The following is a 25,865-nucleotide window of genomic DNA, read 5'->3' as shown; positions in this document are numbered from 1 at the left end:
ACTGGGTGAGCCCCATATCGAGGCCCCGGTCGAAAAGACGGACCGCGCGTTGAAAGGAAGCGATATGACTGCCCGCCACACCAAGGTGCTGATCATCGGCTCCGGCCCTGCCGGCTACACCGCCGCCATCTATGCTGCCCGCGCCATGCTGAAGCCGGTATTGATCGCCGGCATGGAACAGGGCGGCCAGTTGATGATCACCACGGATGTGGAGAACTATCCGGGCTTTGCGGATCCGATCCAGGGTCCCTGGCTGATGGAGCAGATGCTCAACCAGGCCATCCATGTCGGCACCGAAATCGTCAGCGATCTCGTGACCGAAGTCGACACTGTCAATCGTCCCTTCACGGTGAAGACCGACAGCGGCCAGGTCTGGACCGCAGACACGCTGATCATCTGCACTGGTGCCAAGGCCAAGTGGCTCGGCATCGAAAGCGAACAGCATTTCCAGGGCTTCGGCGTATCCGCCTGCGCCACCTGCGATGGCTTCTTCTATCGCAACAAGGACGTGATCGTCGTCGGCGGCGGCAACTCCGCCGTCGAGGAAGCCCTCTATCTCTCGCATATCTGCAAGTCGGTCACCGTCGTACATCGCCGCGACAGCTTCCGTTCGGAAAAGATCCTGCAGGAGCGCCTCTTCGCGAAGGAGAACATCCGCGTTCTCTGGAACACCACGGTCGACGAGATCACCGGCGCGCCCGCCAAGCCGCCGATGCCGCCGTCGGTCTCCGGCGTGAAGCTCAAGGATGCCCTGACCGGCGCCGTGACCGACATGCCGATCGACGGCGTCTTCGTCGCGATCGGCCATGCGCCCGCCGTCGAGCTCTTCAAGGGCAAGCTGAAGATCAAGTCCAACGGCTATCTCTGGACCGCTCCGGATTCGACCGCGACCGACGTGGCCGGCATCTTCGCCGCCGGTGACGTCACCGACGACGTCTATCGCCAGGCCATTACTGCGGCCGGCATGGGATGCATGGCGGCCCTTGAGGCCGAACGCTTCCTCTCGGCCTTGCCCCTCGAGACACAACAAGCGGCGGAATAACCGCCATGAGAGGGGGCGGCATGCCGCTGGACTGGGACAAACTGCGCATTTTTCATGCGGCTGCGGAAGCAGGGTCCTTCACCCATGCCGCCGACAAGCTGCATCTGTCCCAGTCGGCGATCAGCCGCCAGGTCTCGTCGCTGGAGCAGGACATCGGCGTCAAGCTCTTCCACCGCCACGCCCGCGGCCTGATCCTCACCGAACAGGGCGAACTGCTCTACCGCACCGCCCATGACGTTCTCCTGAAGCTGCAGACCGTCAAGATGCAGCTGACCGAGACGACCGAAAAGCCGTCTGGTAAGCTGCGCGTCACGACCACCGTCGGTCTCGGCCAGGGCTGGCTCACCGACAAGGTGCAGGAATTCCTCCAGCTTTATCCCGACATGTCGATCCAGCTGATCCTCGACAACGAGGAGCTGGACGTGAACATGCGCCATGCCGATTGCGCTATTCGTCTGCGCCAGCCGCAGCAGTCGGACCTGATCCAGCGCAAGCTGTTCACCGTGCACATGCACGTCTATGCGGCCCCCTCCTATATCAACCGCTATGGTGAGCCGCAGTCGATCGAGGATCTCGACAACCACCGCATCATCACGTTCGGCGAGCCCGCCCCCAATTACCTGCTCGATGTGAACTGGCTGGAAGTCGCCGGTCGCTCATCGGATAATCCGCGACTGCCGCATCTGCAGATCAACAGCCTCACCTCGATCAAGCGCGCTTGCCTGCTCGGCATCGGCATCGCCATGCTGCCGGACTATATTGTCGGTCGCGACCCGGGCCTGCTGCAGCTTGTCACGAGCGCAGACGTCCCCTCGTTTGATACCTATTTCTGCTATCCGGACGAGATCAAGAACGCAGCGAAGCTCAAGGCTTTCAGGGACTTCATCGTCGCCAAGGCCCGCAACTGGAACTTCTAAGGCAGCTTTTGAGCTGCCTTTTTTGTTGTCCATCAAACAGACTTGCAAGCGATGCATGCCTGACATGCATAAAAAACCATTGTTCACTGCACAAAAAACCACCATATCGCACACAGCTGATGCACATGGTGGCTTTTTCCTCCCAGTTCCACCGCAGCAGCTGTTCCCCTCTGGAGGTTTTTGACCTTCACAATTCAAAGGGCCCTGGTTTTTCCGGTGGCCCTCTTTTTTTGTTTTCTCGATGGAACGATATGTTCCATTTTGCGTTTACGCGTCAGGCAAAACTGGCGCCCTCCGTAAACGAAGCGCGAGCAGCGTTCGGTCAGCCTTAAACTCGAATGACTGTACGAATTGGAGGGGACATGTTCCTTGAGGACGTGATGAAAGCGCTGGCACATCCGGCACGCATGGAAATGCTGATCTGGCTGAAGGACCCGAAGGAATTTTTCGGCGTGCCTAAGGAAGAGGCTGTCGACGGTATAAGCGCCGGGCAGTTCGAGCGATCCGGCCTGTCGCAGTCGGCGGTATCAGCTCATCTTGCAACGCTGCAGCGAGCCGGCCTGATCAGCTCCAAGCGGGTTGGCCAGCGTGTTCTTTATCGTCGCAACGAAGATGCCATCGCTGAGTTCGTCAAGACCTTGAACGGAACCCTCTAACGCCCCACATCGGGTCTCCCAATGACCAATCCTCCCATCATTGGAAGCTTCCGAGAGGTTTTATGTCCAAGCTTTTTGAACCGACATCCGTCGGCACGACCGCCGTTTCCAACCGTATCGCCATGGCGCCGCTGACGCGCAACCGCTCCCCGGGCGCCGTGCCGAACGAACTGAACGTCGAATACTATCGCCAGCGCGCGACAGCCGGCCTGATCATCAGCGAAGGCACGGCGATCACCCACCAGGCACAGGGTTACGCAGACGTTCCGGGCCTCTACAAGTCCGAGGCGATCGAAGGCTGGAAGAAGGTGACCGACGCCGTGCACGCCGCTGGTGGCAAGATCGTCACCCAGATCTGGCATGTCGGCCGCATCTCCCACACGAGCCTGCAGCCAGGCGACGGCAAGCCCGTTGCCCCCTCGCCCATCGCCGCAAAGTCTAAGACCTATGTCTTGAACGCCGATGGCTCCGGCGCTTTCGTCGAAACCTCCGAACCCCGCGCCCTTGAAACCGCCGAACTCCCAGGCGTGATCGAGGACTACCGCAAGGCCGCCCGTGCCGCCATGGATGCGGGCTTCGACGGCGTCGAGATCCACGCGGCCAATGGCTATCTGCTCGAACAGTTCATGCGTTCGAACAGCAACCAGCGCACGGATCAATATGGCGGCTCGATCGAGAACCGCATTCGCCTGACGCTTGAAGTCGTCGAGGCCGTGATCAAGGAAATCGGCGCCGACAAAACCGGCATCCGCATTTCGCCCACCACCCCGGCGAACGACGTCTCGGATCCGGATCCGAAGGCAGTCTACACCGCGCTGGTCGAGGCATTGGCGAAGTTTAATCTGTCTTTCGTGCATGTCATCGAAGGCGCGACCGGCGGCCCGCGCGATGGCCTGCCCTTCGACTGGAAGGCGCTCAAGGCCGCGTATCGTGATGCCGGCGGCAAGGGTGCCTGGATTGTCAACAACGGCTATGACCGCGCTTCGGCCATCGAAGCCGTCGAAAGCGGCTATGCCGATCTCGTTGCCTTCGGCCGTCCCTTCATCTCCAATCCGGACCTCGTCCGGCGCCTGAAGGAAGACGCAGCGCTTAATCCGCTCGACCAGGCCACGCTGTATGGCGGTGGCGCGGAAGGTTACACGACCTATCCTGCACTGGCCTGAGAAACGAAGGGCTCCCGGCAAAACCGGGAGCCCTTTTCGCATCTGCAGTTCATGAACTATATGTGAGACAGAAGGCGCACAGTCAGCCTTGATGCGAGCAATCCCATCAGCAGCCCATTGACCGGATGCAAGGCCCCGATCAGCGGCAAGGTCTGGCCGAGCGCCGCCAGCGTCAACTGCAGCAGATAGAGACCGAAGAGCAGGCTCGCCTGGGTCCGATAGGCCCGTAAACTCGCGCGGAACGACATCAGGAAGAGCCCGAGGATCGGCAGCCCCACCGCTCCCCCGGTTGCCGCATGGGCCTCCCATCCAGTCCCTGCCCCGAAGACCGTCATGCCCGCGAGGAAGAATTGAGCGGCGATGCCACCAAGGGTGAGCACGGCGAAAGCCCGGAAAATCAGCGGAGCCATGGTCGAGATTGATGTCACGGCACTCATTGTCCGCCTCCAGCGACCAGAGTTGCATGATTGCGGACCGCTGGAGAGGCGATCTCCGGAAGACAGCCGAGGCTCCGCAGCGTTGCATTCACCGCGACATCGATCGGCGTGTGCGGCTCCTCGCCCAGGAATTCGACGAGTGCACTGTTGTCGAGGCGGATCGTCTCCCGCCACAGATAGCGCATCTCATGCAACTCCTTCAGCAGCGGCACGAAGCGGCGCACAAGCCCCGCCAACCTCCAGGGAAAACCGAGCGTGAAGATGCGAGGCCGCCCGACAGCACGCCCGATCGCCTTCGCCATCTGCGTCCCGTCGTGATCGTAGAAGCCGTCCATATGGAAGCGGGCAAAGCGCGGCAGGGCATCGGCCCTGTCCAGCAGCCGCATGAAGGTTTCCGCGACGTCAGGTAGATAGGCCCAAGCGTGGCCCGCCCCCTTCCGGCCGGGATTCATGACGAAGCGAACGGGCTTGCCCGGCTGAACCAGCCCCTGGGCGAACCAGTTGTTGCCGGCGTCAGGCCCGAAGAAGTCGCCGGCGCGCACGAGGATCACCGGAACCCCCTCACCTGCCGCCCGCTCGAGGCGCTGCTCCAGTGCCACCCGAATCCGCCCCTTGACCGTCTGCGGCTGCTGACTGCTCTCCTCGGTGAGCAAAGGAAACGCATCGGGGCCGAAATTGTAGATCGTGCCCGGCATCAGGATGCGCGCGCCAACCGCACGGGCGGCTGCGATCGTGTTGTCGATCATCGGCAGGACGAGCTTGCCCCAGTTCTGATAGCCGGGCGGATTGACACCGTGCACGATGATTCCAGCACCCTCGGCGGCACGCAAAACGTCGCCGGCATTCATCGCATCGCCTGAAACCCATTCGAAGCGCGGACGTGCAGCGATCTGCTGGTCGGGCCGCCGGTACATCGCCCGCACCCGGTAGCCGCGCTGCAGCAGCGCCTCGGCGAGCGCGCCGCCTACCCCGCCGGTTGCCCCGAGAACGAGAGCAATGGGCTTTGCGAGAGCTGCATTGGAAAGATCAGTCATGGTCGTCTCCTGTGTTTGAACTGCGGAGAGACTGCCACTGATTTCAGATATTCAGAATTGCCAAGGAATGTAGAGTTGATATACAAAAATGTATGTCAATCGATCAAATCAGCTGGGACCATTACCGCACCTTCCTCGCCGTTCTCGAAACCGGCTCCCTGTCCGGTGCCGCCCGCTCGCTTGGGCTAACGCAACCCACGGCCGGACGCCATGTCGAAGCGCTGGAGGAGGCTTTTGGCGCCCCGCTCTTCCTGCGCACGCCGCAAGGCCTGCTGCCGACGGAAAAGGCGCTCGCCATGAAGGGGCATGCCCGCAGCATGTCCGCCATGTCTGCGGCGCTGGCACGCATCGCATCCGGCGATATGGAGGAAGTCCGCGGCACGGTGCGCATCAGCGCCAGCGAGGTAATCGCCGCCGAGACGCTGCCCGCGATCCTGGCGAGGCTACAAGATGCCAACCCGGCTCTCGAGATCGAACTCTCCGCATCTGATACGGTCGAAGACCTGCTCCAGCAGGAGGCGGATATCGCGATCCGCATGGTGCGCCCCAGCCAGTCGGCACTGCTAAGCCGGCGCATCGGCAAGATCACGCTGGGATTTCATGCGCACCGTCGCTATCTGGAGCGACATGGCGTTCCCTCTTCGCTAGCCGAGCTGCCCAATCACCGCTTGATCGGCTTCGACCGGCAGCTCGCCTATATCAGGGACATCCTGAAGCAGCGGCCCGACCTCGCGGGCATTGGCTTCGACTTCCGTGCTGATAGCAATCTGGTCCAGCTCGCCGCCATCCGCGCGGGTCTCGGCATCGGCATGTGCCAGCATGCCTTCGCAGCCAGAGACCCAGAGCTGGTCGAAGTGCTCCCCGGAACGCTGGAGATCGCACTCGAGACCTTCGTGGTGATGCATGAGAACCTGAAGACGGTGCCACGCTTCCGCGCGACCTTCGACGCCCTGGTCCAGGGACTCGACGACTGGATGCGCCTGCCAAAGCAGCCTTCCCTACACGCCAGTCAGCCGGAATCATGATGCGAACAAGAGGCTACAAGCCTCTGTAATGACGACCTATTCTCCGCCAGAAATCAGGCGGATGGGGGCTGCTCGCCGACGAAACTGTCGATGATCTCGACCTCCGGTCGATCGCCGCCATCGCTGTATTCCTCGCGCCAGCGACCACTCTCATCCTGATAGCTGATGGTCACCGGCTCATCGCCGACCTGCTGCTCTTCCATCACGATGCGTGCGGCTTCCAGGGCCTGGTCATGGGTCGGAAACGCCTCCGAATAGACGCCGCCGAGCCGGTAGGCCCAACCGCCATCATGAGGAACGATCTCATAGATGATCTTCACCATGGCCTTCTCCTCCTAGGCTGAGAGGAGTATTCCATCAAAAGTCCCGAGGCGCAAACATCATCGGCCAGCCGGGAACAGCATACCCATCGGCCCCGTTACCGGACGTCGATCAGCAGAAGGAGAAGCACGTGTCGCGCATCAGGCAGGAAAAACTTCTTCTGATCCCGATTTTTGCGGCGATCCTCGCCCTCGCATTGGAACATGCCGTCCTCGGTGCAGGCCAGGTGGCCTCGCTGCTCGGGGCTGCAGCCCTGATCGCCGCCATCGTCGTCAGCTCGATGCGCGTCGCCCATCATGCCGAGATCCTCGCCCACAAGGTCGGCGACCCCTATGGCACGATGATCCTCACCCTCTCGGCCGTCGCCGTCGAGGTGCTGATCCTCGCGATCATGATGAGCAACGGCTCGTCATCCACGCTGGTGCGCGACACCATCTATTCGGCCGTGATGCTCGACATCAACGGCATCCTCGGACTCGCCGCCCTGCTCGGCGGCCTGAAGCATGGCGAGCAGGCCTATAACGACGACAGTGGCAAGACCTATGGAGTGATGATCCTGACCGCCATGGGCATCTCGATGATCGTGCCAGAATTCGTGCCCTCTGACCGCTGGCAGTATTATTCCGTCTTCACCATCGGCGCGATGATTGCGCTCTATGCACTCTTCCTGCGCATGCAGGTGGGCACACATAGCTATTTCTTCTCCTACAGCTATCCCGGTCGCCAGGCCGCCCGGCCCTGGGATCGGCAGGCCGAGACACCGGCGGACAGCGAGACCCATGCCGTGGAAGAGGAGCATGAGGGATCGACACTCTGGTCGATCGGCGTGATCGTGTTCGGCGTCGTTCTGATCGGTGTTCTGGCGGAAGTCATGTCGGTCCTGATGGATGCCGGCCTAGAAGGCACCGGTGCGCCGGTCGCCCTGACCGCGATCCTGGTGGCCGGCATTTCGGCTGCGCCGGAAATCCTGACCGCCCTGCGCGCCGCCTTGCGCAACCGAATGCAGGCGGTCGTCAACATCGCAATGGGCGCATCGCTTTCGACGGTCATTCTGACAGTCCCGGTGATGGAGGCGATTGCCCTCTACACGGGCCAGCCCTTCGTCATGGCCATGACCCCGGTGCAGACCACCATGGTTGCGATCACGCTGGTCGCAGCCGCCATCAATCTGAATGACGGCGAGACCAATGCGATCGAGGGCATGACCCATTTCGTGCTCTTCGCCACCTTCATCATGCTCGCCTTTCTCGGCCTCTGAACGCCACTGATTCGCGCGCCTCTGCGACATCCGGGCACGGATCCGTGAGCACTTTTGCGCGGAACTTTTGGGGAAAGCTGCCGTTCCCCCCGCACGGATCGGCCCCCAATGGGCCTCCCGCCGCATTCTCAACATGATGCGGATGATGATCGCCGCCGCGGGTCACCGGGGGGCCAACTCGGGAGTCGAACGTGAAGAGATTGGACGTGATCGACGGCATGCGGGGTTACTTCCTCGTCTTCATGCTGATCAACCACCTGGTGTTCACGGGGGGCCTTTGGCTCGTTGAAATCAACCACCGCAACCTTGCCTTCGTCGAAGATGCGCAGGGCTTTGTCTTCCTGTCGGGCCTGCTGACCGGCATGGTCTACAGCCGCAAGATGATGAAGGACGGCTATGCCGTCGGCCGCGACAAGATCTGGTCGCGGGCGCTCGAGCTCTATCGTTATGCCATGGCGATTGTCCTGATCGTCCTTGCCCTGCAGCTGATCCTGCCGGGTGCCGTCTCCGCCTGGGAAAACTGGCTGGGCGACGCAAGCCTTCTCAACCCGAGCTCGCTCGCACCGATCGCGACCTTCCTGGTCCAGCCGACCTTCATGGACATCCTGCCGCAATACATCGCCTACATGATCTTTGCGCCTGTCGTCATCTGGCTCTGCCTGCGCGGCCACTGGCTGGGCGTTGCCATCGGCTCCCTGCTTGTCTGGCTCGCAGCCCAGCTCGGCCTGCACCGCCTCGTTACCTACCCGCTCGACACCTGGCTGGCCGGCGCACCGGATGGGGAAGGCCTGCGCGTTTCCTTCAACCTGCTCGGCTGGCAGATCGTATTCTTTGCCGGCATCATCGCGGGCACGCTGACCTCCATGAAGAAGATCGAGTGGCAGAAGGTCTTCGACCCCAAGCGCACCACGCTCGCCTGGACGGCGCTTGCTATCACCCTCTTCTTCCTGCCGCTCCGCGTCGCGACAGCCCACGGCTTCATGCCGGGCTTCGTGCTGGAAAAGTTCGGCCTCATGGAAGTGCGTGCCGACTTCGGTCCGGTCTATCTGATCAATTTCGCAGCCGTCGCCTATGGCCTCGCCTGGATCCTGATCGCCGGCCCACGCCATGAAAGCCCTGTCATCCAGAAGATCGCCTCGGCACTGACGAGCCTCTTCACGCTGAACTTCCTTCAGCTGCTGGGTCGCCACTCGCTGCAGATCTATGTCTGGCACGTGCTGATCGTCTATGCGGTCTACTACCTCGACGCCCGCACGCCGGAACTGTCGCAACTGACCAAGACCTTCATCACCATCGCAGCGCTTGGCATTCTTGCCCTCCCCGCCGTGTGGCTAGACCGCGAAAAGATCTTCGCCAATGCGCCATATCTCGGCAGCTGGATCAAATCCCCGGCATGACGAGAAACCATCAGAGCGGGCCTAATGGCCCGCTCTGTCTTTGGAGATCACTCCTCTCCTCACCAACAGATAAAGCGAACTTGATCTCACATGCCCTACCGGTCTGGAGCTTTGTGACCACTTGAGGCGTTGAACGGGTCCAATCATTCGACCAGGAGGAACTGATGAAACGACTGCCGCACATTCTCGCCGGAACCATGCTGAGCCTTGGTGTCGCAACAATCCCCGCTATCGCCCAGCAGGCCGGCACACCGGCGGAGACGCAGGCCCCCAACGCGCCGGACCAGCAGCCAGCCTTCACCGGCCAGACCCGCGCGCCCCAACCCGCTCAGGCGATTGAGATCAAGCAGGAAGTGGTGGCGAAGGGCCTGCCGCATCTCTGGGCGATGGAATTCCTGCCCGATGGCCGCATGCTGGTGACCGCCAAGCAGGGCGCAATGCACATCATCGGTGAAGACGGCAAGCCCGGCCCCGAGATCGCAAACGTGCCAGAAGTCCTGGCCGACGGTCAGGGAGGCCTGCTCGATGTCGCGCTCGCACCCGATTATGAAACTTCCGGCAAGATCTTCTTCTCGTTTGCCGAACCGCGCGATGACGGCAACGGTACCTCGGTCGCGTCCGCCCGCCTCGTGCCCGATGATCAGGGCGGTGGGGCGCTGGAAGATGTAAGTTTCATTTTCCGCCAGACACCGGGCTATGACGGCAACAAGCATTTCGGCTCGCGCCTGGCATTCGGGCCTGAAGGCCAACTCTACGTCACCGTCGGCGAGCGCTCCGATGCCGAGCCGCGCGTTCAGGCGCAGGACCTGCAGAGTGGACTGGGCAAGATCTTCCGCATCACCCAGACCGGTGAAGCCCTGCCCGACAACCCCTTTGTCGGCCAGGAGAATGCCCAGCCGGAAATCTGGTCGCTCGGCCACCGCAATCTCCAGTCCGCCACGGTTGACGGCCAGGGTCGCCTCTGGACCGTCGAGCACGGCCCCAAGGGCGGCGACGAGTTGAACCTGCCCGAACCCGGCAAGAACTATGGCTGGCCGGAAGTCACCTACGGCGTCGAATACAGCGGCGCCAAGGTTGGCGACGGAGTCACCCAGATGGCCGATACCGAACAGCCCGTCTATTACTGGGATCCGGTCATCGCCCCCTCCGGCATGGCCTATTATGACGCCGACGCCATTCCGGAATGGAAAAGTGCGTTCCTCGTCGGCGGCCTTGTCAGCCAGGGCGTCGTCGTGCTGCACATGGAGAACGACCGCGTGAAGCATGAAGAACGCGTGGACGTCGGCGCCCGAATTCGCGACGTGAAGGTCGGCCCCGACGGCGCCGTCTACGCCGTCACCGAACAGCGCGGCGGCGGCAACTCGACGATCGTCAAGCTGACCAAGGGTTAAGCGAGCTTTTCCGCCCCTGGTCTCGGACGATCAGGGGCGGAACGCCAGGGGGTGATCGACGAGAGCACGGTCGACCGTGATCAATTTGAGCCCTTCCACATGACATTGGGCCAGCAACAGCCGGTCGAAGGGATCCCGGGTGGGCGGTTCGGGATCCAGGGTGTGGAGGACGTGAGAGACTTCGATCCCGAGTATCTCCAGGCCAACTGACGCTATGGCTTCTGGTAAATCACGAAGTGGCATACCGATGTCCAGCTTGCCGAGCCTGGTCTTTATTGCGATTTCCCAGAGAGTTGCGGCGCTGACGAAACCGTCGACGTCTCCGACCTCGAGCAGTTCGTGTATCATAGGAAAATGCTGCCGAAATGACCGCCCGAAAAAGGCAAGCGCAATGTGCGTATCCAGCAGAACGGGCGACACTACGGGAGCGGCCTTAGAAGGAAATCTTCCGGAAGGGGATCATCAAAATCTTCGGCGATATAAGGAACGGCATTCTCAATCCCCCTCGACCGCAAATAAGCCTGACCGGCCTCCCAATCGATCCCACCCTTCTTCGCCTCTGTTTTGGCCGCCTCTCCCACCACATGCGGCACCAGATCCAGCACCGGCTTGCCGTCCCGGGTCACCGTCACGACCTCGCCCTGCTCGACCGCGCGGGCGAGCGCATCCAGATCACGTGTGGCTTCCTGCAGGCTGACCGTCTTCATGCAACTGACAATACCACAAGCGCTGAGCCCCCTCAACAAAGCCGAAAAATGCGAAAAGGGCCCGCCTATCGGCGAGCCCTTCCGAAAATCGATAAACCTCGGCGCTTACTTCAGCGAAGCGCAGAAGCGCTGGATGCGGCTGCAGGCCTCTTCCAGCTTGGCGTTCGAGGTCGCGTAGGAGACGCGGAAGTTCGGGCCAAGGCCGAAGGACGAGCCGTGAACGGTGGCAACCCCTTCGGTCGCCAGCAGTTCCATGACGAAGTCCTCGTCATTGGCGATCACCTTGCCCGACGGCGCCGTCTTGCCGATCAGGGCCGCGCAGGACGGATAGACGTAGAAGGCGCCTTCCGGCTTAGGGCATACGAGGCCCGAGGCCTGGTTCAGCATAGAGACCACGAGGTCGCGGCGCTCTTCAAAGGCCTTCTTCGATTCCGTGATGAAGTCCTGCGGACCGTTCAGCGCCTCGACAGCGGCCCACTGGGCAACCGAGCAAGCACCCGAGGTCTGCTGGCCCTGGATCATGTCCATCGCCTTGATCAGCGGCAGCGGGCCGGCTGCATAACCGATACGCCAGCCGGTCATCGCATAGGCCTTCGACACACCGTTCATCGTGAGTGTGCGCTCGTAAAGTGCGGGCTCGACCTGAGCCGGGGTGTAATAGACGAAGTCGCCGAAGACGAGGTGCTCATACATGTCGTCGGTCAGAACCCACACATGCGGATGCTTCAGCAGCACGTCGGTCAGCGCCTTAAGCTCATCCTTGCTGTAGGCGGCACCCGACGGGTTGGACGGCGAGTTGAACATGAACCACTTGGTCTTCGGCGTGATTGCCTTGTCCAACTGCTCGGCCGTTAGCTTGAAATTGTTCTCGATCGTCGTTTCGACAAAGACCGGCGTGCCGCCGCACAACGCAATCATTTCCGGGTAGGAAACCCAGAACGGTGCCGGGATGACGACTTCATCTCCCGGATTGATCGTTGCCATGAAGGCGTTGAAAAGAATCTGCTTTCCGCCGGTCCCGACGATCACCTGCTCGGGCTTGTAGTCGAGCCCGTTCTCGCGCTTGAACTTGTCGGCGATCGCCTTGCGCAGCTCCGGAATGCCGGCAACAGGCGTATACTTCGTCTCGCCGCGAGCAATGGCAGCGACAGCCGCGTCCTTGATGTTCTGCGGCGTATCGAAGTCGGGCTCGCCGACGGAGAGCGAAATGACGTCTTTCCCCTGCGCTTTGAGCTCCCGGGCCATCTGCGTGACGGCGATGGTCGCGGAAGGCTTGATGCGGGAAAGGGCGTCGGCAAGGAAAGCCATGTTTGCGTGTCCTGAGCTGATTGAACATCGACCCCGCTGTCCGGGGCCTCAGGTTCAAGCTCTATGGCGAAAGAGCCCTTGGCTTTCAAGCGGAAAGCACCGCTTGTCGAAGAGATTTGCGTCTCCATGGCAATGGCGGAATTCGCGACGTTTTGGCCTCACCGCCGAAATCACAATTCGACACAGGGACCGCCACATTTCCGTCGCTCTACCGACGCGATCACGCTGTTTCATGCGGTCAACGCAACGAGACGGAGGTTCTCGCCATGGATTTCGAACTGGAGACATTTCGACGGCCCTCCCGCCGCAGCCGCCCCCTCGCTTGGCTCGCAGCGATCAGTGGCGTCGCTTTGGTCACTTTGGCGCTCGCCAGCACTCCTGCGACGCTGGAACCCGGTTCGAAGTCCTTTGCCGCAAGCACAGAGATCTCGCCCCCCCGCCCGGACGCAATCACCACTTCGAGCATCGCCGCATCCACAACGCCGCTCCATGTGTCAGCCTCAATGGTTGATCGCAACCACCAGACGCCCCTGCCCCAGAGCGAGCGCCACCTGCTGATCCTTCTGATCTTCGCCTGCTTCACAGTGATGGCGATCGGTGGTTTTGCCCTATGGAAGCGTGGCTGGCAGGATCTGGTCCAGCGAGCACGCGGACGCCAGGACCTATAAAATAGTCTACTTGTTATCTATGTAGTTTCGTAGATACTGCCTCCCATCAAATGGGAGGAACCGTCATGAAACGCATTGCAGTCCTGGGTGCCGGTCTCGGCGGCACGATCATGGCCTATGAATTGAGAGATCGCCTCGGCAAAGAGGTCGAGATCCATCTGCTGAGCAAGGGAGCGACCTACTCCTTCGTCCCCTCCAACCCTTGGGTCGCTGTCGGCTGGCGCGGACGCGAGGAAATCGAAGTCGACCTCCGTCCCGCCTGCAAAAAGCGCAACATCACCCTGCACAGCCAGGGCGCGACCCGCGTCCATCCCGCCGAGAACCGGATCGAAATGCTCGATGGCAGTTCTCTCGACTATGACTATCTGGTGATCGCCACCGGTCCGGATCTCGCTTTCGACGAGATCGAAGGTTTCGGCCCGCATCACCACACCCAATCCGTCTGCCACATCGACCACGCACTGGCCGCCAAGCAGGCCTTCGACAAGCTGGTCACCAATCCCAGCCCGGTGGTGATCGGCGCGGTCCAGGGCGCTTCCTGCTTCGGCCCGGCCTATGAATTCGCCTTCATCCTCGACAAGGCCCTGCGGGACGCCAAGGTTCGCGACCGTGTGCCGATGACCTTCGTCACGTCGGAGCCCTATATCGGCCATCTCGGCCTCGACGGCGTCGGAGATACCAAGGGGCTGCTCGAAAGCGCGATGCGCTCTAAGCACATCAAGTGGGTAACCAACGCGCGTGTGAACCGCTTCGAAGGTGACAAGGTCGTTGCCGAGGAGATCAATGACGACGGCAGCGTCAAGGCCACCCACGAGATCCCGTCGGTCTACACGATGATGCTCCCGGCATTCCGTGGCGTCGAGGCCATCAAGGGCATCGAAGGCCTGACGAACCCGCGCGGCTTCGTGCTTGCCGACAAGCACCAGCAGAACCCGACCTTCAAAAACGTCTTCTCCGTGGGCGTCTGCGTCGCGATCCCGCCCATGGGCAAAACACCCGTGCCCGTCGGCGTGCCGAAAACCGGCTTCATGATCGAATCCATGGTAACGGCCACGGCCCACAACATCGCCAACCTGATCGCTGGCGAGGAGGCCAATGCTCAAGGGACCTGGAACGCCGTCTGCCTGGCCGATTTCGGCGATGGCGGCATCGCCTTCGTCGCCCAGCCGCAGCTGCCACCGCGCAACGTAAACTGGTCGTCCCAGGGCAAGTGGGTTCACGCAGCCAAGATCGGCTTCGAGAAATACTTCCTTTACAAGGTGAAGCTCGGCAAGTCCGAGCCCTTCTACGAGAAGCTGGCGCTTCAGGCGCTTGGCATCGACAAACTGAAAGCGGTGAGCTTCGACACCTGACTTCACGTCGGCGCCTCTTCACTTTTCGGTCAGGAGGCGCCCTCCGCCATCGCTCTGCCTTGTCGCCGGCACCGCTGTTCCCACATTCTGAGCGGGAGAGCTGCCGGACAAGGAGACGACGATGCCAAACCGCTTGAATCAGACTGCGTGGATGATCGCCCCGCTTCTCGCTTTCTCGATGGCATTGCCCCTCTATGCGCAGGAAACCCGCGAGCATCCTGTCGGCAACGTCAAGATCGAGGTCACCAGCGTCGCCGGCGGCCTGGAGCACCCTTGGTCTGTCGAGGTCCTGCCTGATGGTGCCTATATCGTCACCGAGCGCCCCGGCCGCATCCGCATCATCCGCGACGGCGAGGTCGGGCAGCCCTTGGGTGGTCTGCCGAGGATCGCTGCCGTCGGTCAGGGCGGCCTGCTCGACATCGCCCTCGCCCCCGACTTTGCTGAAACGCGGCGCCTCTTCTTCACGGCAGCCACACCCGGCCCGGGCGGCCAGGGCACTGGCGTGTTTTCCGCCCGCCTCAGCCAGAACGAAAGGCGGCTCGAAGACGTGCGCCGCATCTTTCTGATGAACAAGCTGACCCGCGCCGGCCAGCATTTCGGCTCACGCATCGCGATCGCTGCAGATGGCAGCCTGTTCTTCGGCATCGGCGACCGTGGCGAGCAAGATCGCGCGCAGGATCCCGCCGATCACGCCGGCAAGATCATGCGCATCAATGCCGACGGCAGTCCCTCCGCGGCCAACCCCAAGGGCCAGCCCTTGGCCGAAGTCTGGTCGAGCGGCCATCGCAATCCGCAAGGCCTCACCATCGATCCCGCCGACAACCGGCTCTACACCGTCGAGCATGGTGCGCGCGGTGGCGACGAGATCAACGCTCCAGACGCCGGCAACAATTACGGCTGGCCGGTCATCTCCTACGGTAAGCATTACTCAGGCGCCGAAATCGGCATCGGCCAGTCGGCGGATGGCTACGAACAACCCCTCCACTATTGGGATCCCTCGATTGCGCCGGGCGCGCTAGCGATCTATCGCGGCGCCATGTTCCCAGAATGGGAGGGCGACTTCCTCGTCGCGGCCCTCAAGTACCAGCTTGTTGCCCGCATCGATCGCAGCGCAGACGGCTCGATCGGCGCAGAGGAGCGAATGCTGCAGGGCGAGTATGGCCGTATCCGCGACGTCAAGGTCGCCCCGGATGGTTCGATCCTGCTCGTGACCGACGAGGAAGATGGTCAGCTCTTGCGGATTACCCGCAGCGGCGAAAGCTGAGTACCGGCTCAAACCCCTCTCGAAGCCATCAATCGTCCCTTTTAGGGGCTAATTTGCGGCTCTGGAGCCTCTCGTTTCCACGCTGCGCAGAAGCGAACACGGAAAATTTTCATCCGCAATTTTCCGTGTTTGCGCAGGCTTTTCCCGCGATCTCCATCGCAAGCGATGCAAATTTTCGCCAAAACGACGCAAAGCGGGCTTGCCGCCAGTTCGAATCACCCTGTTCGCACTGAAAACAAAGGACTCTCCCCTTCGGAAGGGTTAAAACTTTCACTTGCCAATTTCCGCCAAACCAAGCACTCTTCGTGAGTTCGGGCAATTTTGCGAGCATGGGAAGACCTATAAAGTAATGCGCGCCGGGGACGCTATAACAACCCCGGGCAGTCGAACTTGAGAAGATGGAAACATTGACTGGAGTTAGTCTGCGGTAACAGGGCCCCTTTCCTCCAATATCGACAAATGCCTGTCGCTCACCCGCTTGCGGGTACATTGCAATGCTGCCCCGCCGAATACGGGCAGAGAGAAAAGGACCTGACGCATGGCCGAGACTGGCACTGTAAAATTCTTCAATACCGACAAGGGCTTTGGCTTCATCAAGCCCGACAATGGCGGCGCGGACATCTTCGTCCACATCTCCGCTGTTCAGGCATCGGGCCTGTCGGGTCTGACCGAAAACCAGAAGGTCAGCTTCGACACCGAACCCGATCGCCGTGGCAAGGGCCCTAAGGCCGTAAACCTGCAGATCTCCGGCTGATATCATCCGGTTTTCGACGAATTGCGGCCCGGCATTTTTGCCGGGTTTTTTCGTTCAGCCTGCGTTCAGGCGGCGCCTCATAGATTGCAATCATCGCCGGTGGCCCGAACAGCCCGCACCGGCCCCTGGTTAGCCAAGGCTTGAGGAACAGACGTCATGATGAAATTCGCGCAAAACGCTCTTCTCGCGGCCGCAGTCACCCTGACGCCGATCGCCGCTGCAACGCAGGCCGAGGCCGGTGACCGCTACTATCGCCATCACCGTGGCGATGATGCGCTCGCCCTCGGCGTGATCGGTCTAGCGACCGGCGTGATCGTCGGCTCTGCACTCGCAAATCCGGCACCGCAGCGCCGCGTCTATATCGACCGCCCAGTCTCCGTCTATGACGACCGCGACTATTATGTCGACGATTATCCGCCGCCGCCGCCGCCGCGCCACACCTATCGTCCGCGCCCGGTCTATCAGCAGCCGCGCCCTGTCGTTCAGTCCTATGGCGTCGAGCCCTGGACCGGCGCCTGGTATGACTACTGCTCTCAGCGTTACCGGAGCTTCAATCCGCGCACCGGCACCTTTGTCGGCTATGACGGTCGCACCCATTTCTGCACCGCCGGCTGAGCCAAGCAGTATCGCACAAAAGAAAAAAGCGCCGGTCCCCCGGCGCTTTTGTCGTTCATAGACCCTGGATGAAGGGATTGGAGCGGCGCTCGTCCCCAATCCGGCTACCCGGCCCATGACCGCAGATGAAGCCGACGTCATCGCCAAGCGGCAGGACCTTGTCGCGGATCGAGTTCATCAACGTCTGATGATCGCCGCCCGGCAGATCCGTGCGACCAACAGAGCCGCTGAACAGCACGTCACCGAGATGGGCGAACTTCTGCGACCGGTTGAAATAGATGACATGACCCGGTGCGTGGCCCGGACAATGATAGACCTCGAATACGTGGTCGCCGAATGAAACCGTCTCGCCGTCTTCCAGCCACTGGTCCGGAACAACACTGCGCAAACCGTCAATGCCATAGGTCGCCGCTTGGGTTTCGATCCGCTGCAGGAGCGGCAGGTCGTCCTTGTGAGGTCCGATGATCGTGAGGCCGGTCTTTTCCTTCAGTTCGGCCGCACCGCCTGCGTGATCGAGGTGACCATGCGTCAGCCAGATCGCCTTGAGCGTAATCGCATTCTCCGCGATCACCTGCAGGATGACGTCGACATCGCCACCCGGATCGACGATCACGCCTTCGCGTGTCTCGTCATCGAACAGGATGGTGCAGTTCTGCTGAAAAGGGGTGACGGGGATGATGCCCGCTTGAATCTGTCCCATCGGCTGTCGGTCCTTCTCTCGGTTCGGTGAAGCGCCTTAACACGCCTTGGAAACGAGAGAAACCGCAAGCGATGCGGCACAGAGATCAGCGCGACAGGCCGTAGACCTGCGACACCGGCGAGGCCGGCAGAATGGAGGCCTGGGCCACCAGAAAGCTCGCAACCATGATCTTTGCGGTAAAGACCAGCACGGCAACAGGACGCAGGCTTGAAGTCTCGGTGGTCTGCTCACGATCCGTCATGGTGAAAGTCCTCTCTCCTTCGCCAAGCTTCGCCCAATTGGCTTGTCCCGGGCTTGCGCTTGATCAGTGCTGCAGTAACGAGGCTGGTGGCGATAGGTTTCGCATCCCGCCCGTAAGCTGTGCGATCTGCGTAAATTTGTTGGAAATTTGCTACACTTGCGCATAGTTTTGCCGGCAATCACCGTCAATGAGACGTGGATCAATGGCCGACCGGCAAACGGACCGGCCACGGGGGAAGCATCGGCCCTGAGCGATGAGTGGATGAACCGGCGTTCGCGAGCTGACAGTCGCTTGCGCCGGAGGAAAGGAATGACGAGCGTGGCCCGACAGTCTGCGACGAAGACTGCCAAGAAGACCCTGCCGGACCTGCCGGTGGTCGATGACAAGACGATCGACTTCGAAACCATTGAAAGCCTGTTTTTCGCCTATCGCGATTTCGTGTCTGATCCGGATGCCATTCTGTCCAAGCTCGGCTATGGCCGCGCCCATCACCGCGTCGTCCATTTCGTCAGCCGCCGGCCGGGCATGACGGTCGCAGACCTCCTGGGCATCCTGCAGATTACCAAGCAGAGCCTCGCCCGGGTGCTGAAGGAGCTGATCGACAGCGGCTACATCCGCCAGATGGCCGGTCCCGCCGATCGTCGCCAGCGCCGCCTCTATCCGACGCTTGCCGGCCGCGAGCTGTCGCTGGCGCTGTCCGAGCCGCAGTCCCGCCGCATTGCCCACGCCATGGATGGCATGACATCAGACGAGCGCGCGACAGTGCGTCGCTTCCTCGAAGGCATGCAGAAACAGACCGTGACCCAGCCCCTCGAGACGGATGGAGCCGACTGACGTGTCGAAGAAGATTGAGCTCACCGACGACGCCCCGCACCTCCTCGTCGTCGACGACGACACCCGCATCCGCGACCTGCTGCACCGCTTCCTGACGGAAAAGGGGTTTCGCGTGTCGACCGCAGCTGACGCCGCCGAAGCGCGCCGCAAGCTGGAGGGTCTGAGCTTCGATCTCCTCGTCCTTGACGTGATGATGCCGGGCGAATCCGGCCTCTCGCTCACACAGAGCCTCTCGGACGAGAAGCGGGTGCCGATCATTCTGCTCACCGCCCGCTCCGAAGCCGACAGCCGCATCGCAGGCCTCGAAGCCGGCGCCGACGACTACCTCGCCAAGCCCTTCGACCCGCGCGAACTCGTGCTCCGGATCAACAATATCCTGAAGCGCAACATGAACCCGGATGCGCCGAAGATCGAGCAGGTCATGTTCGGCCCCTACACCTTCTCAGTGCTGCGCAAGGAATTGCGCAAGGGCGCCGAGGTAATCCGCCTCACCGACCGCGAGCAGGATATCATGTATCTCTTCGCCACCCGCGCCGGCGACACCATCCCGCGCCACGAACTGGTCGGAAACGACGCCGAAGTGGGTGAGCGCACGATCGATGTCCAGATCAACCGCTTGCGGCGCAAGATCGAAGACGACCCGGCCAACCCCGTCTGGCTGCAGACGGTCCGTGGCATCGGCTACCGCCTGAGCATGGATTGAAGCCCTCGGCAACGGCGCAGCATGCGTCGAGGAAAGTGACATGACGCTGTTCGATCAGATCCGCCGCGATCAGGACCGCAGCCCGGCGACCGGCATCTCCGGCATGCTGCGCTGGCTGCGGCACCGTCTGCCGACCGGTCTCTATGCCCGCTCGCTGCTCATCATCATCCTGCCGATGCTGATCCTGCAGACCGTCGTCGCCTTCGTCTTCATGGAGCGCCACTGGCAGCTGGTGACCGAACGCCTCTCCGAAGCCGTCACCCGCGACATTTCCGCCGTGATCGAGCTCATCGAGCTCTATCCGGAGCGGGAAGACTTCGACAAAATCGTCAACGTCGCAGCAAGCCGCCTGAACCTGATCGTATCTCTCGAACCCGGCACCGAGCTCCCCTCACCCCGCCAGCGGCCCTTCTTCTCCATTCTCGACCAGATCCTGTCGGACGAGATCGCCGAGCAGATCCGCCGCCCGTTCTGGATCGACACCGTCGGCATGTCGCGGCTGGTCGAGATCCGCATCGTGCTCGAAGACCAGACGCTGCGCATCTTTGCCTCGCGCAATTCCGCCTACGCATCCAACACCCACATCTTCCTTGTCTGGATGGTCTCGACGGCGCTCGTGCTGATCGTCATCTCGATCCTCTTCCTGCGCGGCCAGATCCGGCCGATCACGGCGCTCGCAAACGCGGCCGAGAGCTTCGGCAAAGGCCAGCGCCCGCCGGAAGGCTTCTCCCCCCGCGGCGCCGACGAAGTCCGCCGCGCCGGCCTCGCCTTCATCCTGATGCGCGAGCGCATCGAGCGCCAGATGGAACAGCGAACTGCCATGCTCGCCGGCGTCAGCCACGACCTGCGCACCATCCTCACCCGCTTTCGCCTGCAACTGGCACTCGCCGGCGACGGGCCGGAACTCGATAGCCTGAACCAGGATATCGACGACATGCAGAGCATGCTCGAAGGTTACCTGGACTTCGCCAAGGGAGAGGTCGAAGAAGATGTCGGCAGGCTCGACCTCTCCGAACTGTTCGAGCGGGTCGAGGCAGACTTTGCGCTGCATGAGCGCGCGCTCACCTGGAAGCTCGACGGCGACCCGCTGGTCTTCGTGCGCCCGACCGCCTTCACGCGCCTCGTCACGAACCTCGCGTCGAATGCCCGCCGTTATGCGAACCGGCTCGACATCGATGCAAGGCATACGGCGAAATGGCTGGTGATCATATTCGATGACGACGGTCCGGGCATCCCAAAGGAAGCGCGCGACGACGTCTTCAAGCCCTTCTACCGCCTCGATGAGGCGCGCAACCTCGACGCTTCAGGCACAGGCCTCGGCCTTGCCATCGCACGCGACATCGCCCGAAGCCATGGCGGCAACGTCACGCTCGAAGACAGCCCGCTCGGCGGCCTGCGCGCCGTCATCCGCGTACCCGTTTGAGGACTTGAGAAAAAGAAAGGGGCCAAAGGCCCCGCAGATCACATCAGCTTCTTGCCGTTGGGCACAGGCTGCTCGACTGCCGCCAACGCGATCGCGCCATTCTCATCCTCGAAGCCGAGGGTCAGCACCTCGGAGCGAAACGGACCGATCTGGCGTGGCGGAAAGTTGACCACCCCCAGCACCTGACGGCCGATCAGCGTCTCCGGCGTGTAATGCACGGTGATCTGAGCCGACGACTTCTTGATGCCGATCTCGGGACCGAAATCGATCTTGAGCTTGAAGGCCGGCTTGCGCGCCTCCGGAAAGGCCTCGACCTCGACGATCGTGCCGACACGGATATCGACCTTTTCGAAATCGGCAAAGGTGATCTCGGTTCCGCTCACTGGGCGAGTTCCTCGGCCCGCTTGCGCGCGGCCTCGATCGCCACATCAAACAGCGGCTGCATGCCGTCCTCGGCCATCAACACAGAAAGTGCTGCCGCCGTCGTGCCACCGGGCGATGTCACGTTCTCGCGCAACTGAGAGGCAGGGTCGGGGGACTGGTGCAACAATTCACCAGCCCCCGCGACCGTTTCTCGTGCGAGACGCATGGCGAGGTCCGCCGGCAGGCCCGCTTTCCGGCCTGCCTCTGCCATGCATTCGACGAGGTAGAATACATAGGCCGGACCGCTGCCTGAAAGCGCAGTCACAGCATTGATGTCTGCTTCGCTTCCCACCCATTCGACCGGCCCTGAGACCTGCAGGAGGCGATGGACGATGTCACGTTGTACGTCTGTCACAGCCGCATTGGCATAGGCGCCGGTAACGCCACGGCCAACCATGGCCGGCGTGTTCGGCATGGCGCGCACCATGGCAGCCTTGCCGAGATGGCCTTCCATCGAGGCGATGGTCTTGCCGGCCGCGACCGAGACGACCGTTGTCTGCGGGCCAACGACGCATGCCAGTCCCGGAAGAACGGCGTCCATCACCTGCGGCTTCACCGCAAGAAACAGGATATCGGCGACCAGCCCCTCGGGCGGCGAAACGGAATGCCGCGCACCCGCTTCGGCGATCATTGCCATCATTGTCTCGGAAGGACCGGGGTCGAGCACAGTGATCGACGCCCCCGGCACACCACTCTTCAGCCAGCCGGCCAGCATCGCGCCGCCCATATTGCCGGCCCCGACGAGGACGATGTGTCCGAATGCGGCATTTGTCATGCTCAGGCTTCTCCGACGGTCTCGAAGAGGACCGCATCCATGGCGCTCTTGGCGTCCATGCCGGACCAGACGACGAACTGAAACGCCTGGTAATAGGCTTCGCAGGCATCGACGGCAGACGAAAGCAAGACCTCGACCTGGCGGTTGGTCGGCTCGGCACCGCCGGCCAGCAGAAGGGACTGGCGGAAGATCACCACGTCCTCGTTCCGCCACAGGTCGAAATGCCCCATCAGCACCTGGCCATTGACGTAGGAGAGAAGCTTGATGACTTCGTTGAGCCGGTTCTCAGGGATCTTCAGATCGAAGGCAGAGGCGAGATGCAGCGCCTCGAACTCCTCCATCCAGGAGAAGGAGACGTGATAGTCGGCCCAACGGCCTTCGACTGTCATCGCGATTTCGTCTTCGCCCGAACGTTCGAACGACCAGTCATTGGTCGCCGCAACAAACTCGATCATGTCGACCGGGTTTGACTGGCGTTCGATTTCGATTTCCATGAGGCTCATGCATCACCTTCTTGACCGGAATGAATACGGGCACCCGGCGAACCGCCGGGCCACTCGGACACCTGAACCGGAAACTACTGAAAACGATTCCGAAGGACCCCAGGGTAGAACACGCACCCTGCCCGAAACTTACGCGGCCCCCGCTCAGAATCATCGTTGAAAATCAGTGTATAATCGTGGGGGGCCAGCACCAGCCCCCTCAGCCACATTTGGCTCAGACGCCTGTGGATGGCGCTTTCAGAATCGCCTTTGCATCACCCCATAAGCGACTCTGCCGATTGGCTTTTTGGGAGATGTCCACAAGCTGCAATTTTTTCGTGAGAAAACACCTTGGCGTCGCCGGTCAAGGCTCTGAAAAGACAAAAAGACCCAAAGCCACAGGCAATGGGTCTTCGATGGGCATGACAGCGAAGCGCAAAGCGTTTCGAAACGAAACAGCGGCCTTACTTGGCCTGGGCCGAAAGCTGTGCTTCCAGCGCCTCGAGACGCGTCTTCAGAGCCTCGTTCTCCTCAAGCGCCTTCAGTGCCAGTTCCCTGACCACATCGAACTCCTCGCGCTTGACGAGGTCCATGCTGTTCAGCCAGCGCTCGGCCTGGGCATGGAAGGCGGTTTCCACCTCTTTGCGAACGCCCTGGGCCGCACCTGCGGCATCGGTCATCAACTTGGCGAAATCATCGAGAATACGGTTGGGGCCGGTCGACATGGAAAACTCCTCTAAAGCAGACAACGGACTGGGATTGAACCCTTGGAAAAGGAGGTAGGACCAGATCCGCCAGCATGCAAGACGGCAGCAGCAGATAAAGGTGGTTGACGGTGTCGCAGACGGCCCGATTCCATCTTGACCGTGTCTATCCGCAACGCCATTTTCCAGCAGCATTAACGAAAGTACTCCATTGTTGTCAGTCCTGGACCTTTTCGCCGCCGTATCCTTTCCCGCGATCGACCCGGTCGCCTTCTCGATCGGTCCGCTGGCGGTCCATTGGTATGGGCTGGCCTATGTCGCCGGCATCCTGCTCGGCTGGATGATCGCCCGCGACTTGCTAAAACGCCCGCATCTGTGGCCGAACGGCCAGGCACCGGCCACCCTGCAGCAGATCGACGACTTCGTCCTGTGGGCCGCAATCGGCGTCGTTGCCGGCGGCCGGATCGGCTACATCTTCTTCTACGATTTCGCCTCGGTCGCCGCCAATCCGATGCGCGCGATCGAAGTCTGGAACGGCGGCATGTCCTTCCATGGCGGCTTTATCGGCGCCACGCTGGCCATGGTCTTCTTTGCCCGCAAGCATCAGATCCGGCTCTGGAGCCTCTTCGATCTCGTGGCGAGTGTCGTCCCGCTCGGCCTGCTCTTCGGCCGTATCGCCAACTTCATCAATGGCGAGCTCTGGGGCCGCCCCGCCGATGTGCCATGGGCGATGGCCTTCCCGACCGGCGGCCCCTTCCCCCGCCATCCGAGCCAGCTCTATGAAGCAGTCCTCGAAGGCATTGTGCTTCTGATCGTGCTGCAGATCCTGGCCCGCGCCTTCGGAGCCCTGGCCGCACCCGGCCGCATCACCGGTATCTTCGTTGCCGGCTACGCCGCCGCCCGCATCTTCGTCGAATTCTTCCGCGAGCCGGACGTACAGATCGGCTACCTCTTCGGCGGCTGGCTCACCATGGGCATGGTACTCTCTTTGCCGATGGTGCTGATCGGGGTTTGGATTTTCGTGCGATCGGGCCGACGCGCCCCCGCGACGCAAGGTTGAGGAGCGCCGATGGCCACACCGCTCGCCGAGAAGATCAAGTCGCTGATCGCAGCCAATGGGCCGATCAGCGTCACCGACTATTTCGCCCTTTGCCTCGCCGACCCCGAGCATGGCTATTATCGCACGCGCCATCCCTTCGGCCGCGCCGGTGATTTTGTCACCGCGCCTGAGATCAGCCAGCTCTTCGGCGAGATGCTCGGCATCTTCATGATCAACGCCTGGCAGCGCCACGGCGAACCCCGGGACGTGCGCCTCGTCGAGATCGGCCCCGGTCGCGGCACGATGATGGCCGACATGCTAAGGGTCATCGCGCGTGCGGCCCCCAATCTCTATGAGACCGCGACTATGCATCTGGTCGAGACCAGCGCGCTCCTCAAGCTCACCCAAATGGAAACCCTCTCCTCGCATGGCGACAAGGTTTCCTGGCACGAGAGCTTCGACGGTGTACCCGACGGTTTCACCCTGCTTGCCGCCAACGAACTCTTCGATGCGATCCCGATCCGCCAGTTCGTCAAGACGCCGAACGGCTTTCGCGAACGCATGGTCGGGCTGGACGAAAACGACGAGCTCTGCTTCACGCTGGGTGTCGCAACGCTGGATCCCGCCATGCTGCCCCAGGGCATCAGCCAGCCGCCCGACGGAGAGATCTTCGAAGTGGCGCCTGCCCGCCAGTCGGTGATGCTGACGATCTGCGAGCGCCTGATCGCACATCACGGCAGCGCCTTGATTATCGACTACGGCCACATGGTCAGCAATTTCGGCGACACGCTCCAGGCCGTGCGCGCCCATGAATATGATCCGCCCCTTGCCCATCCCGGTCTTGCCGACTTGACCAGCCATGTCGACTTCGAGAACCTCGCCCGCACAGCGCTCGCAGCCGGGGTGCATCTCAATGGCTGCATGCATCAGGGCGACTTCCTCGTCGGCCTCGGCATCGAGCAACGCGCCGCCTCTCTCGGCCGCGACAAGGACGAAGCGAAGCAGGCCGAAATCGTCGATGCGCTGCATCGTCTGGCCGGTTCCGGCAACGGCTATATGGGCGAATTGTTCAAGGTGCTCGCGGTCTCCATGCCTGCCGTACAATTGCTGCCATTCAAGCCGAAGCATTGACAGGCGCGGGTGCGATCTGCACGATCGCGCCTGCTCCGAACGGCTAAAATCGACAAAAGCCGATTGAATTCAACACTTTCGCCGCATCTGCATCGCGTACG

At 61.7% G+C, this 25,865-nt stretch carries 30 protein-coding genes; 18 read left to right on the top strand and 12 right to left on the bottom strand.

The genetic code is table 11. The features are described from left to right. The first annotated feature begins 64 nt into the window (after positions 1-64). From trxB to AC02Y0_RS04985, 4 genes are all read left to right on the top strand, one after another. On the top strand, positions 65-1,042 hold the full coding sequence (trxB, locus tag AC02Y0_RS05000) for a thioredoxin-disulfide reductase (RefSeq protein ID WP_476382821.1): 978 nt from the start codon (positions 65-67) through the stop codon (positions 1,040-1,042). 20 nt (positions 1,043-1,062) lie between these two features. After that, complete coding sequence (locus AC02Y0_RS04995) at positions 1,063-1,959, top strand: LysR family transcriptional regulator VtlR (RefSeq protein ID WP_102018009.1); 897 nt, start codon at positions 1,063-1,065, stop codon at positions 1,957-1,959. Between the two features lie 362 nt (positions 1,960-2,321). Further along, positions 2,322-2,615, top strand: coding sequence for an ArsR/SmtB family transcription factor (locus tag AC02Y0_RS04990; RefSeq protein WP_476382820.1), 294 nt, complete (start codon positions 2,322-2,324; stop codon positions 2,613-2,615). Between the two features lie 62 nt (positions 2,616-2,677). Next, complete coding sequence (locus AC02Y0_RS04985; protein ID WP_476382819.1) at positions 2,678-3,778, top strand: alkene reductase; 1,101 nt, start codon at positions 2,678-2,680, stop codon at positions 3,776-3,778. Between the two features lie 56 nt (positions 3,779-3,834). On the opposite strand, the gene AC02Y0_RS04980 is transcribed toward AC02Y0_RS04985, so the two are convergent. After that, positions 3,835-4,215, bottom strand: a complete 381-nt coding sequence (locus tag AC02Y0_RS04980) for a DUF6220 domain-containing protein (protein ID WP_476382818.1) — start codon at positions 4,213-4,215, stop codon at positions 3,835-3,837. Next, positions 4,212-5,249, bottom strand: coding sequence for an NAD(P)H-binding protein (locus AC02Y0_RS04975; RefSeq protein ID WP_476382817.1), 1,038 nt, complete (start codon positions 5,247-5,249; stop codon positions 4,212-4,214). Before AC02Y0_RS04975 ends, AC02Y0_RS04980 begins: the two co-directional genes overlap by 4 nt. 92 nt (positions 5,250-5,341) lie before the next feature. Here AC02Y0_RS04975 and AC02Y0_RS04970 point away from each other — a divergent pair, with 92 nt between their 5' ends. After that, positions 5,342-6,274 carry a LysR family transcriptional regulator gene (locus AC02Y0_RS04970; protein WP_476382816.1) on the top strand — a complete coding sequence of 311 codons (933 nt, stop codon included), beginning with the start codon at positions 5,342-5,344 and terminating at the stop codon, positions 6,272-6,274. A gap of 53 nt (positions 6,275-6,327) precedes the next feature. Here the strand turns inward: AC02Y0_RS04970 and AC02Y0_RS04965 are convergent, their stop codons facing one another. Then, positions 6,328-6,597 carry a DUF2188 domain-containing protein gene (locus AC02Y0_RS04965; protein WP_102018015.1) on the bottom strand — a complete coding sequence of 90 codons (270 nt, stop codon included), beginning with the start codon at positions 6,595-6,597 and terminating at the stop codon, positions 6,328-6,330. A gap of 128 nt (positions 6,598-6,725) precedes the next feature. Here AC02Y0_RS04965 and AC02Y0_RS04960 point away from each other — a divergent pair, with 128 nt between their 5' ends. From AC02Y0_RS04960 to AC02Y0_RS04950, 3 genes are all read left to right on the top strand, one after another. Then, positions 6,726-7,853, top strand: coding sequence for a calcium:cation antiporter (locus tag AC02Y0_RS04960; protein ID WP_476382815.1), 1,128 nt, complete (start codon positions 6,726-6,728; stop codon positions 7,851-7,853). Positions 7,854-8,044: 191 nt separating this feature from the next. Continuing rightward, positions 8,045-9,250: an OpgC family protein gene (locus AC02Y0_RS04955; protein ID WP_476382814.1), complete on the top strand. Its 1,206-nt coding sequence runs from the start codon at positions 8,045-8,047 to the stop codon at positions 9,248-9,250. 164 nt (positions 9,251-9,414) lie between these two features. Then, positions 9,415-10,641 (top strand): PQQ-dependent sugar dehydrogenase, encoded by a 1,227-nt coding sequence (locus AC02Y0_RS04950; RefSeq protein ID WP_476382813.1) that lies wholly within the window; start codon positions 9,415-9,417, stop codon positions 10,639-10,641. 30 nt (positions 10,642-10,671) lie between these two features. Here AC02Y0_RS04950 and AC02Y0_RS04945 read toward each other — a convergent pair whose 3' ends face one another. The 3 genes from AC02Y0_RS04945 to AC02Y0_RS04935 all read right to left on the bottom strand — a co-directional run bounded on the left by AC02Y0_RS04945 (position 10,672) and on the right by AC02Y0_RS04935 (position 12,656). Beyond that, positions 10,672-11,061: a type II toxin-antitoxin system VapC family toxin gene (locus AC02Y0_RS04945; protein ID WP_476382812.1), complete on the bottom strand. Its 390-nt coding sequence runs from the start codon at positions 11,059-11,061 to the stop codon at positions 10,672-10,674. Then, positions 11,061-11,348, bottom strand: a complete 288-nt coding sequence (locus AC02Y0_RS04940; protein WP_476382811.1) for a type II toxin-antitoxin system Phd/YefM family antitoxin — start codon at positions 11,346-11,348, stop codon at positions 11,061-11,063. Before AC02Y0_RS04940 ends, AC02Y0_RS04945 begins: the two co-directional genes overlap by 1 nt. A 105-nt stretch (positions 11,349-11,453) precedes the next feature. Further along, the gene (locus AC02Y0_RS04935) at positions 11,454-12,656 is read right to left on the bottom strand and encodes a pyridoxal phosphate-dependent aminotransferase (RefSeq protein WP_476382810.1); all 1,203 of its coding nucleotides are present in this window, start codon (positions 12,654-12,656) and stop codon (positions 11,454-11,456) included. A gap of 266 nt (positions 12,657-12,922) precedes the next feature. Between AC02Y0_RS04935 and AC02Y0_RS04930 the strand changes: the two genes are divergently transcribed. The 5 genes from AC02Y0_RS04930 (at position 12,923) to AC02Y0_RS04910 (ending at position 17,309) form a co-directional block, all read left to right on the top strand. Continuing rightward, the gene (locus AC02Y0_RS04930; protein ID WP_476382809.1) at positions 12,923-13,324 is read left to right on the top strand and encodes a hypothetical protein; all 402 of its coding nucleotides are present in this window, start codon (positions 12,923-12,925) and stop codon (positions 13,322-13,324) included. Between the two features lie 65 nt (positions 13,325-13,389). Then, positions 13,390-14,676 (top strand): NAD(P)/FAD-dependent oxidoreductase, encoded by a 1,287-nt coding sequence (locus AC02Y0_RS04925; protein ID WP_476382808.1) that lies wholly within the window; start codon positions 13,390-13,392, stop codon positions 14,674-14,676. Positions 14,677-14,797: 121 nt separating this feature from the next. Continuing rightward, positions 14,798-15,940: a PQQ-dependent sugar dehydrogenase gene (locus AC02Y0_RS04920; RefSeq protein WP_476382807.1), complete on the top strand. Its 1,143-nt coding sequence runs from the start codon at positions 14,798-14,800 to the stop codon at positions 15,938-15,940. A 538-nt stretch (positions 15,941-16,478) separates the two neighbouring features. After that, complete coding sequence (locus AC02Y0_RS04915) at positions 16,479-16,694, top strand: cold-shock protein (RefSeq protein WP_006725577.1); 216 nt, start codon at positions 16,479-16,481, stop codon at positions 16,692-16,694. 156 nt (positions 16,695-16,850) lie between these two features. Continuing rightward, a complete protein-coding gene (locus AC02Y0_RS04910; protein ID WP_476382806.1) occupies positions 16,851-17,309 on the top strand; it encodes a BA14K family protein in 459 nt (152 codons plus the stop codon). A gap of 55 nt (positions 17,310-17,364) precedes the next feature. Here the strand turns inward: AC02Y0_RS04910 and AC02Y0_RS04905 are convergent, their stop codons facing one another. Both AC02Y0_RS04905 and AC02Y0_RS04900 read right to left on the bottom strand, forming a co-directional pair. Further along, positions 17,365-18,009 carry an MBL fold metallo-hydrolase gene (locus tag AC02Y0_RS04905; protein ID WP_476382805.1) on the bottom strand — a complete coding sequence of 215 codons (645 nt, stop codon included), beginning with the start codon at positions 18,007-18,009 and terminating at the stop codon, positions 17,365-17,367. An 85-nt stretch (positions 18,010-18,094) separates the two neighbouring features. Further along, positions 18,095-18,250: a hypothetical protein gene (locus AC02Y0_RS04900; protein WP_476382804.1), complete on the bottom strand. Its 156-nt coding sequence runs from the start codon at positions 18,248-18,250 to the stop codon at positions 18,095-18,097. A gap of 309 nt (positions 18,251-18,559) precedes the next feature. Here AC02Y0_RS04900 and AC02Y0_RS04895 point away from each other — a divergent pair, with 309 nt between their 5' ends. Genes AC02Y0_RS04895 through AC02Y0_RS04885 form a run of 3 tightly spaced genes read left to right on the top strand, consistent with a single transcriptional unit; the run spans position 18,560 to position 21,210 of the window. Beyond that, a complete protein-coding gene (locus AC02Y0_RS04895; protein ID WP_476382803.1) occupies positions 18,560-19,084 on the top strand; it encodes a MarR family winged helix-turn-helix transcriptional regulator in 525 nt (174 codons plus the stop codon). A gap of 1 nt (position 19,085) precedes the next feature. After that, the gene (locus AC02Y0_RS04890) at positions 19,086-19,787 is read left to right on the top strand and encodes a response regulator (RefSeq protein WP_476382802.1); all 702 of its coding nucleotides are present in this window, start codon (positions 19,086-19,088) and stop codon (positions 19,785-19,787) included. 40 nt (positions 19,788-19,827) lie between these two features. Further along, complete coding sequence (locus tag AC02Y0_RS04885; protein ID WP_476382801.1) at positions 19,828-21,210, top strand: ATP-binding protein; 1,383 nt, start codon at positions 19,828-19,830, stop codon at positions 21,208-21,210. 38 nt (positions 21,211-21,248) lie between these two features. Here AC02Y0_RS04885 and AC02Y0_RS04880 read toward each other — a convergent pair whose 3' ends face one another. From AC02Y0_RS04880 to AC02Y0_RS04865, 4 genes are all read right to left on the bottom strand, one after another. Beyond that, on the bottom strand, positions 21,249-21,593 hold the full coding sequence (locus AC02Y0_RS04880; protein ID WP_476382800.1) for a tRNA-binding protein: 345 nt from the start codon (positions 21,591-21,593) through the stop codon (positions 21,249-21,251). Next, complete coding sequence (gene proC, locus AC02Y0_RS04875) at positions 21,590-22,408, bottom strand: pyrroline-5-carboxylate reductase (protein ID WP_476382799.1); 819 nt, start codon at positions 22,406-22,408, stop codon at positions 21,590-21,592. Before proC ends, AC02Y0_RS04880 begins: the two co-directional genes overlap by 4 nt. Before the next feature lie 2 nt (positions 22,409-22,410). Beyond that, positions 22,411-22,911 (bottom strand): type III secretion system chaperone family protein, encoded by a 501-nt coding sequence (locus AC02Y0_RS04870; protein ID WP_102018032.1) that lies wholly within the window; start codon positions 22,909-22,911, stop codon positions 22,411-22,413. Between the two features lie 443 nt (positions 22,912-23,354). After that, on the bottom strand, positions 23,355-23,615 hold the full coding sequence (locus AC02Y0_RS04865; protein WP_102018033.1) for an accessory factor UbiK family protein: 261 nt from the start codon (positions 23,613-23,615) through the stop codon (positions 23,355-23,357). 190 nt (positions 23,616-23,805) lie between these two features. On the opposite strand from AC02Y0_RS04865, the gene lgt reads away from it, so the two are divergent. Both lgt and AC02Y0_RS04855 read left to right on the top strand, forming a co-directional pair. Next, positions 23,806-24,654: a prolipoprotein diacylglyceryl transferase gene (gene lgt / locus AC02Y0_RS04860; protein WP_476382798.1), complete on the top strand. Its 849-nt coding sequence runs from the start codon at positions 23,806-23,808 to the stop codon at positions 24,652-24,654. 9 nt (positions 24,655-24,663) lie between these two features. Beyond that, positions 24,664-25,764, top strand: coding sequence for a class I SAM-dependent methyltransferase (locus AC02Y0_RS04855; protein ID WP_476382797.1), 1,101 nt, complete (start codon positions 24,664-24,666; stop codon positions 25,762-25,764). The last annotated feature ends 101 nt before the right edge of the window (positions 25,765-25,865 follow it).

The organism is Allorhizobium sp. nf9_anc (assembly GCF_056323085.1).
The sequence above is the reverse complement of the archived record's forward strand: the minus strand, read 5'-3'. Positions and strand labels throughout refer to the sequence as shown.

Coding starts and splice junctions, on each gene's coding strand:
- AC02Y0_RS04895 (WP_476382803.1), top strand. CDS start 18,560: ATGACGAGCGTGGCCCGACAGTCTGCGACGAAGACTGCCAAGAAGACC.
- AC02Y0_RS04970 (WP_476382816.1), top strand. CDS start 5,342: ATGTCAATCGATCAAATCAGCTGGGACCATTACCGCACCTTCCTCGCC.
- AC02Y0_RS04990 (WP_476382820.1), top strand. CDS start 2,322: ATGTTCCTTGAGGACGTGATGAAAGCGCTGGCACATCCGGCACGCATG.
- AC02Y0_RS04925 (WP_476382808.1), top strand. CDS start 13,390: ATGAAACGCATTGCAGTCCTGGGTGCCGGTCTCGGCGGCACGATCATG.
- AC02Y0_RS04930 (WP_476382809.1), top strand. CDS start 12,923: ATGGATTTCGAACTGGAGACATTTCGACGGCCCTCCCGCCGCAGCCGC.
- AC02Y0_RS04915 (WP_006725577.1), top strand. CDS start 16,479: ATGGCCGAGACTGGCACTGTAAAATTCTTCAATACCGACAAGGGCTTT.
- AC02Y0_RS04855 (WP_476382797.1), top strand. CDS start 24,664: ATGGCCACACCGCTCGCCGAGAAGATCAAGTCGCTGATCGCAGCCAAT.
- AC02Y0_RS04905 (WP_476382805.1), bottom strand. CDS start 18,009: ATGGGACAGATTCAAGCGGGCATCATCCCCGTCACCCCTTTTCAGCAG.
- AC02Y0_RS04870 (WP_102018032.1), bottom strand. CDS start 22,911: ATGAGCCTCATGGAAATCGAAATCGAACGCCAGTCAAACCCGGTCGAC.
- AC02Y0_RS04940 (WP_476382811.1), bottom strand. CDS start 11,348: ATGAAGACGGTCAGCCTGCAGGAAGCCACACGTGATCTGGATGCGCTC.
- AC02Y0_RS04920 (WP_476382807.1), top strand. CDS start 14,798: ATGCCAAACCGCTTGAATCAGACTGCGTGGATGATCGCCCCGCTTCTC.
- proC (WP_476382799.1), bottom strand. CDS start 22,408: ATGACAAATGCCGCATTCGGACACATCGTCCTCGTCGGGGCCGGCAAT.
- AC02Y0_RS04975 (WP_476382817.1), bottom strand. CDS start 5,249: ATGACTGATCTTTCCAATGCAGCTCTCGCAAAGCCCATTGCTCTCGTT.
- AC02Y0_RS04995 (WP_102018009.1), top strand. CDS start 1,063: ATGCCGCTGGACTGGGACAAACTGCGCATTTTTCATGCGGCTGCGGAA.
- AC02Y0_RS04935 (WP_476382810.1), bottom strand. CDS start 12,656: ATGGCTTTCCTTGCCGACGCCCTTTCCCGCATCAAGCCTTCCGCGACC.
- trxB (WP_476382821.1), top strand. CDS start 65: ATGACTGCCCGCCACACCAAGGTGCTGATCATCGGCTCCGGCCCTGCC.
- AC02Y0_RS04980 (WP_476382818.1), bottom strand. CDS start 4,215: ATGAGTGCCGTGACATCAATCTCGACCATGGCTCCGCTGATTTTCCGG.
- AC02Y0_RS04865 (WP_102018033.1), bottom strand. CDS start 23,615: ATGTCGACCGGCCCCAACCGTATTCTCGATGATTTCGCCAAGTTGATG.
- AC02Y0_RS04965 (WP_102018015.1), bottom strand. CDS start 6,597: ATGGTGAAGATCATCTATGAGATCGTTCCTCATGATGGCGGTTGGGCC.
- AC02Y0_RS04910 (WP_476382806.1), top strand. CDS start 16,851: ATGATGAAATTCGCGCAAAACGCTCTTCTCGCGGCCGCAGTCACCCTG.
- AC02Y0_RS04985 (WP_476382819.1), top strand. CDS start 2,678: ATGTCCAAGCTTTTTGAACCGACATCCGTCGGCACGACCGCCGTTTCC.
- AC02Y0_RS04900 (WP_476382804.1), bottom strand. CDS start 18,250: ATGACGGATCGTGAGCAGACCACCGAGACTTCAAGCCTGCGTCCTGTT.
- AC02Y0_RS04950 (WP_476382813.1), top strand. CDS start 9,415: ATGAAACGACTGCCGCACATTCTCGCCGGAACCATGCTGAGCCTTGGT.
- AC02Y0_RS04885 (WP_476382801.1), top strand. CDS start 19,828: ATGACGCTGTTCGATCAGATCCGCCGCGATCAGGACCGCAGCCCGGCG.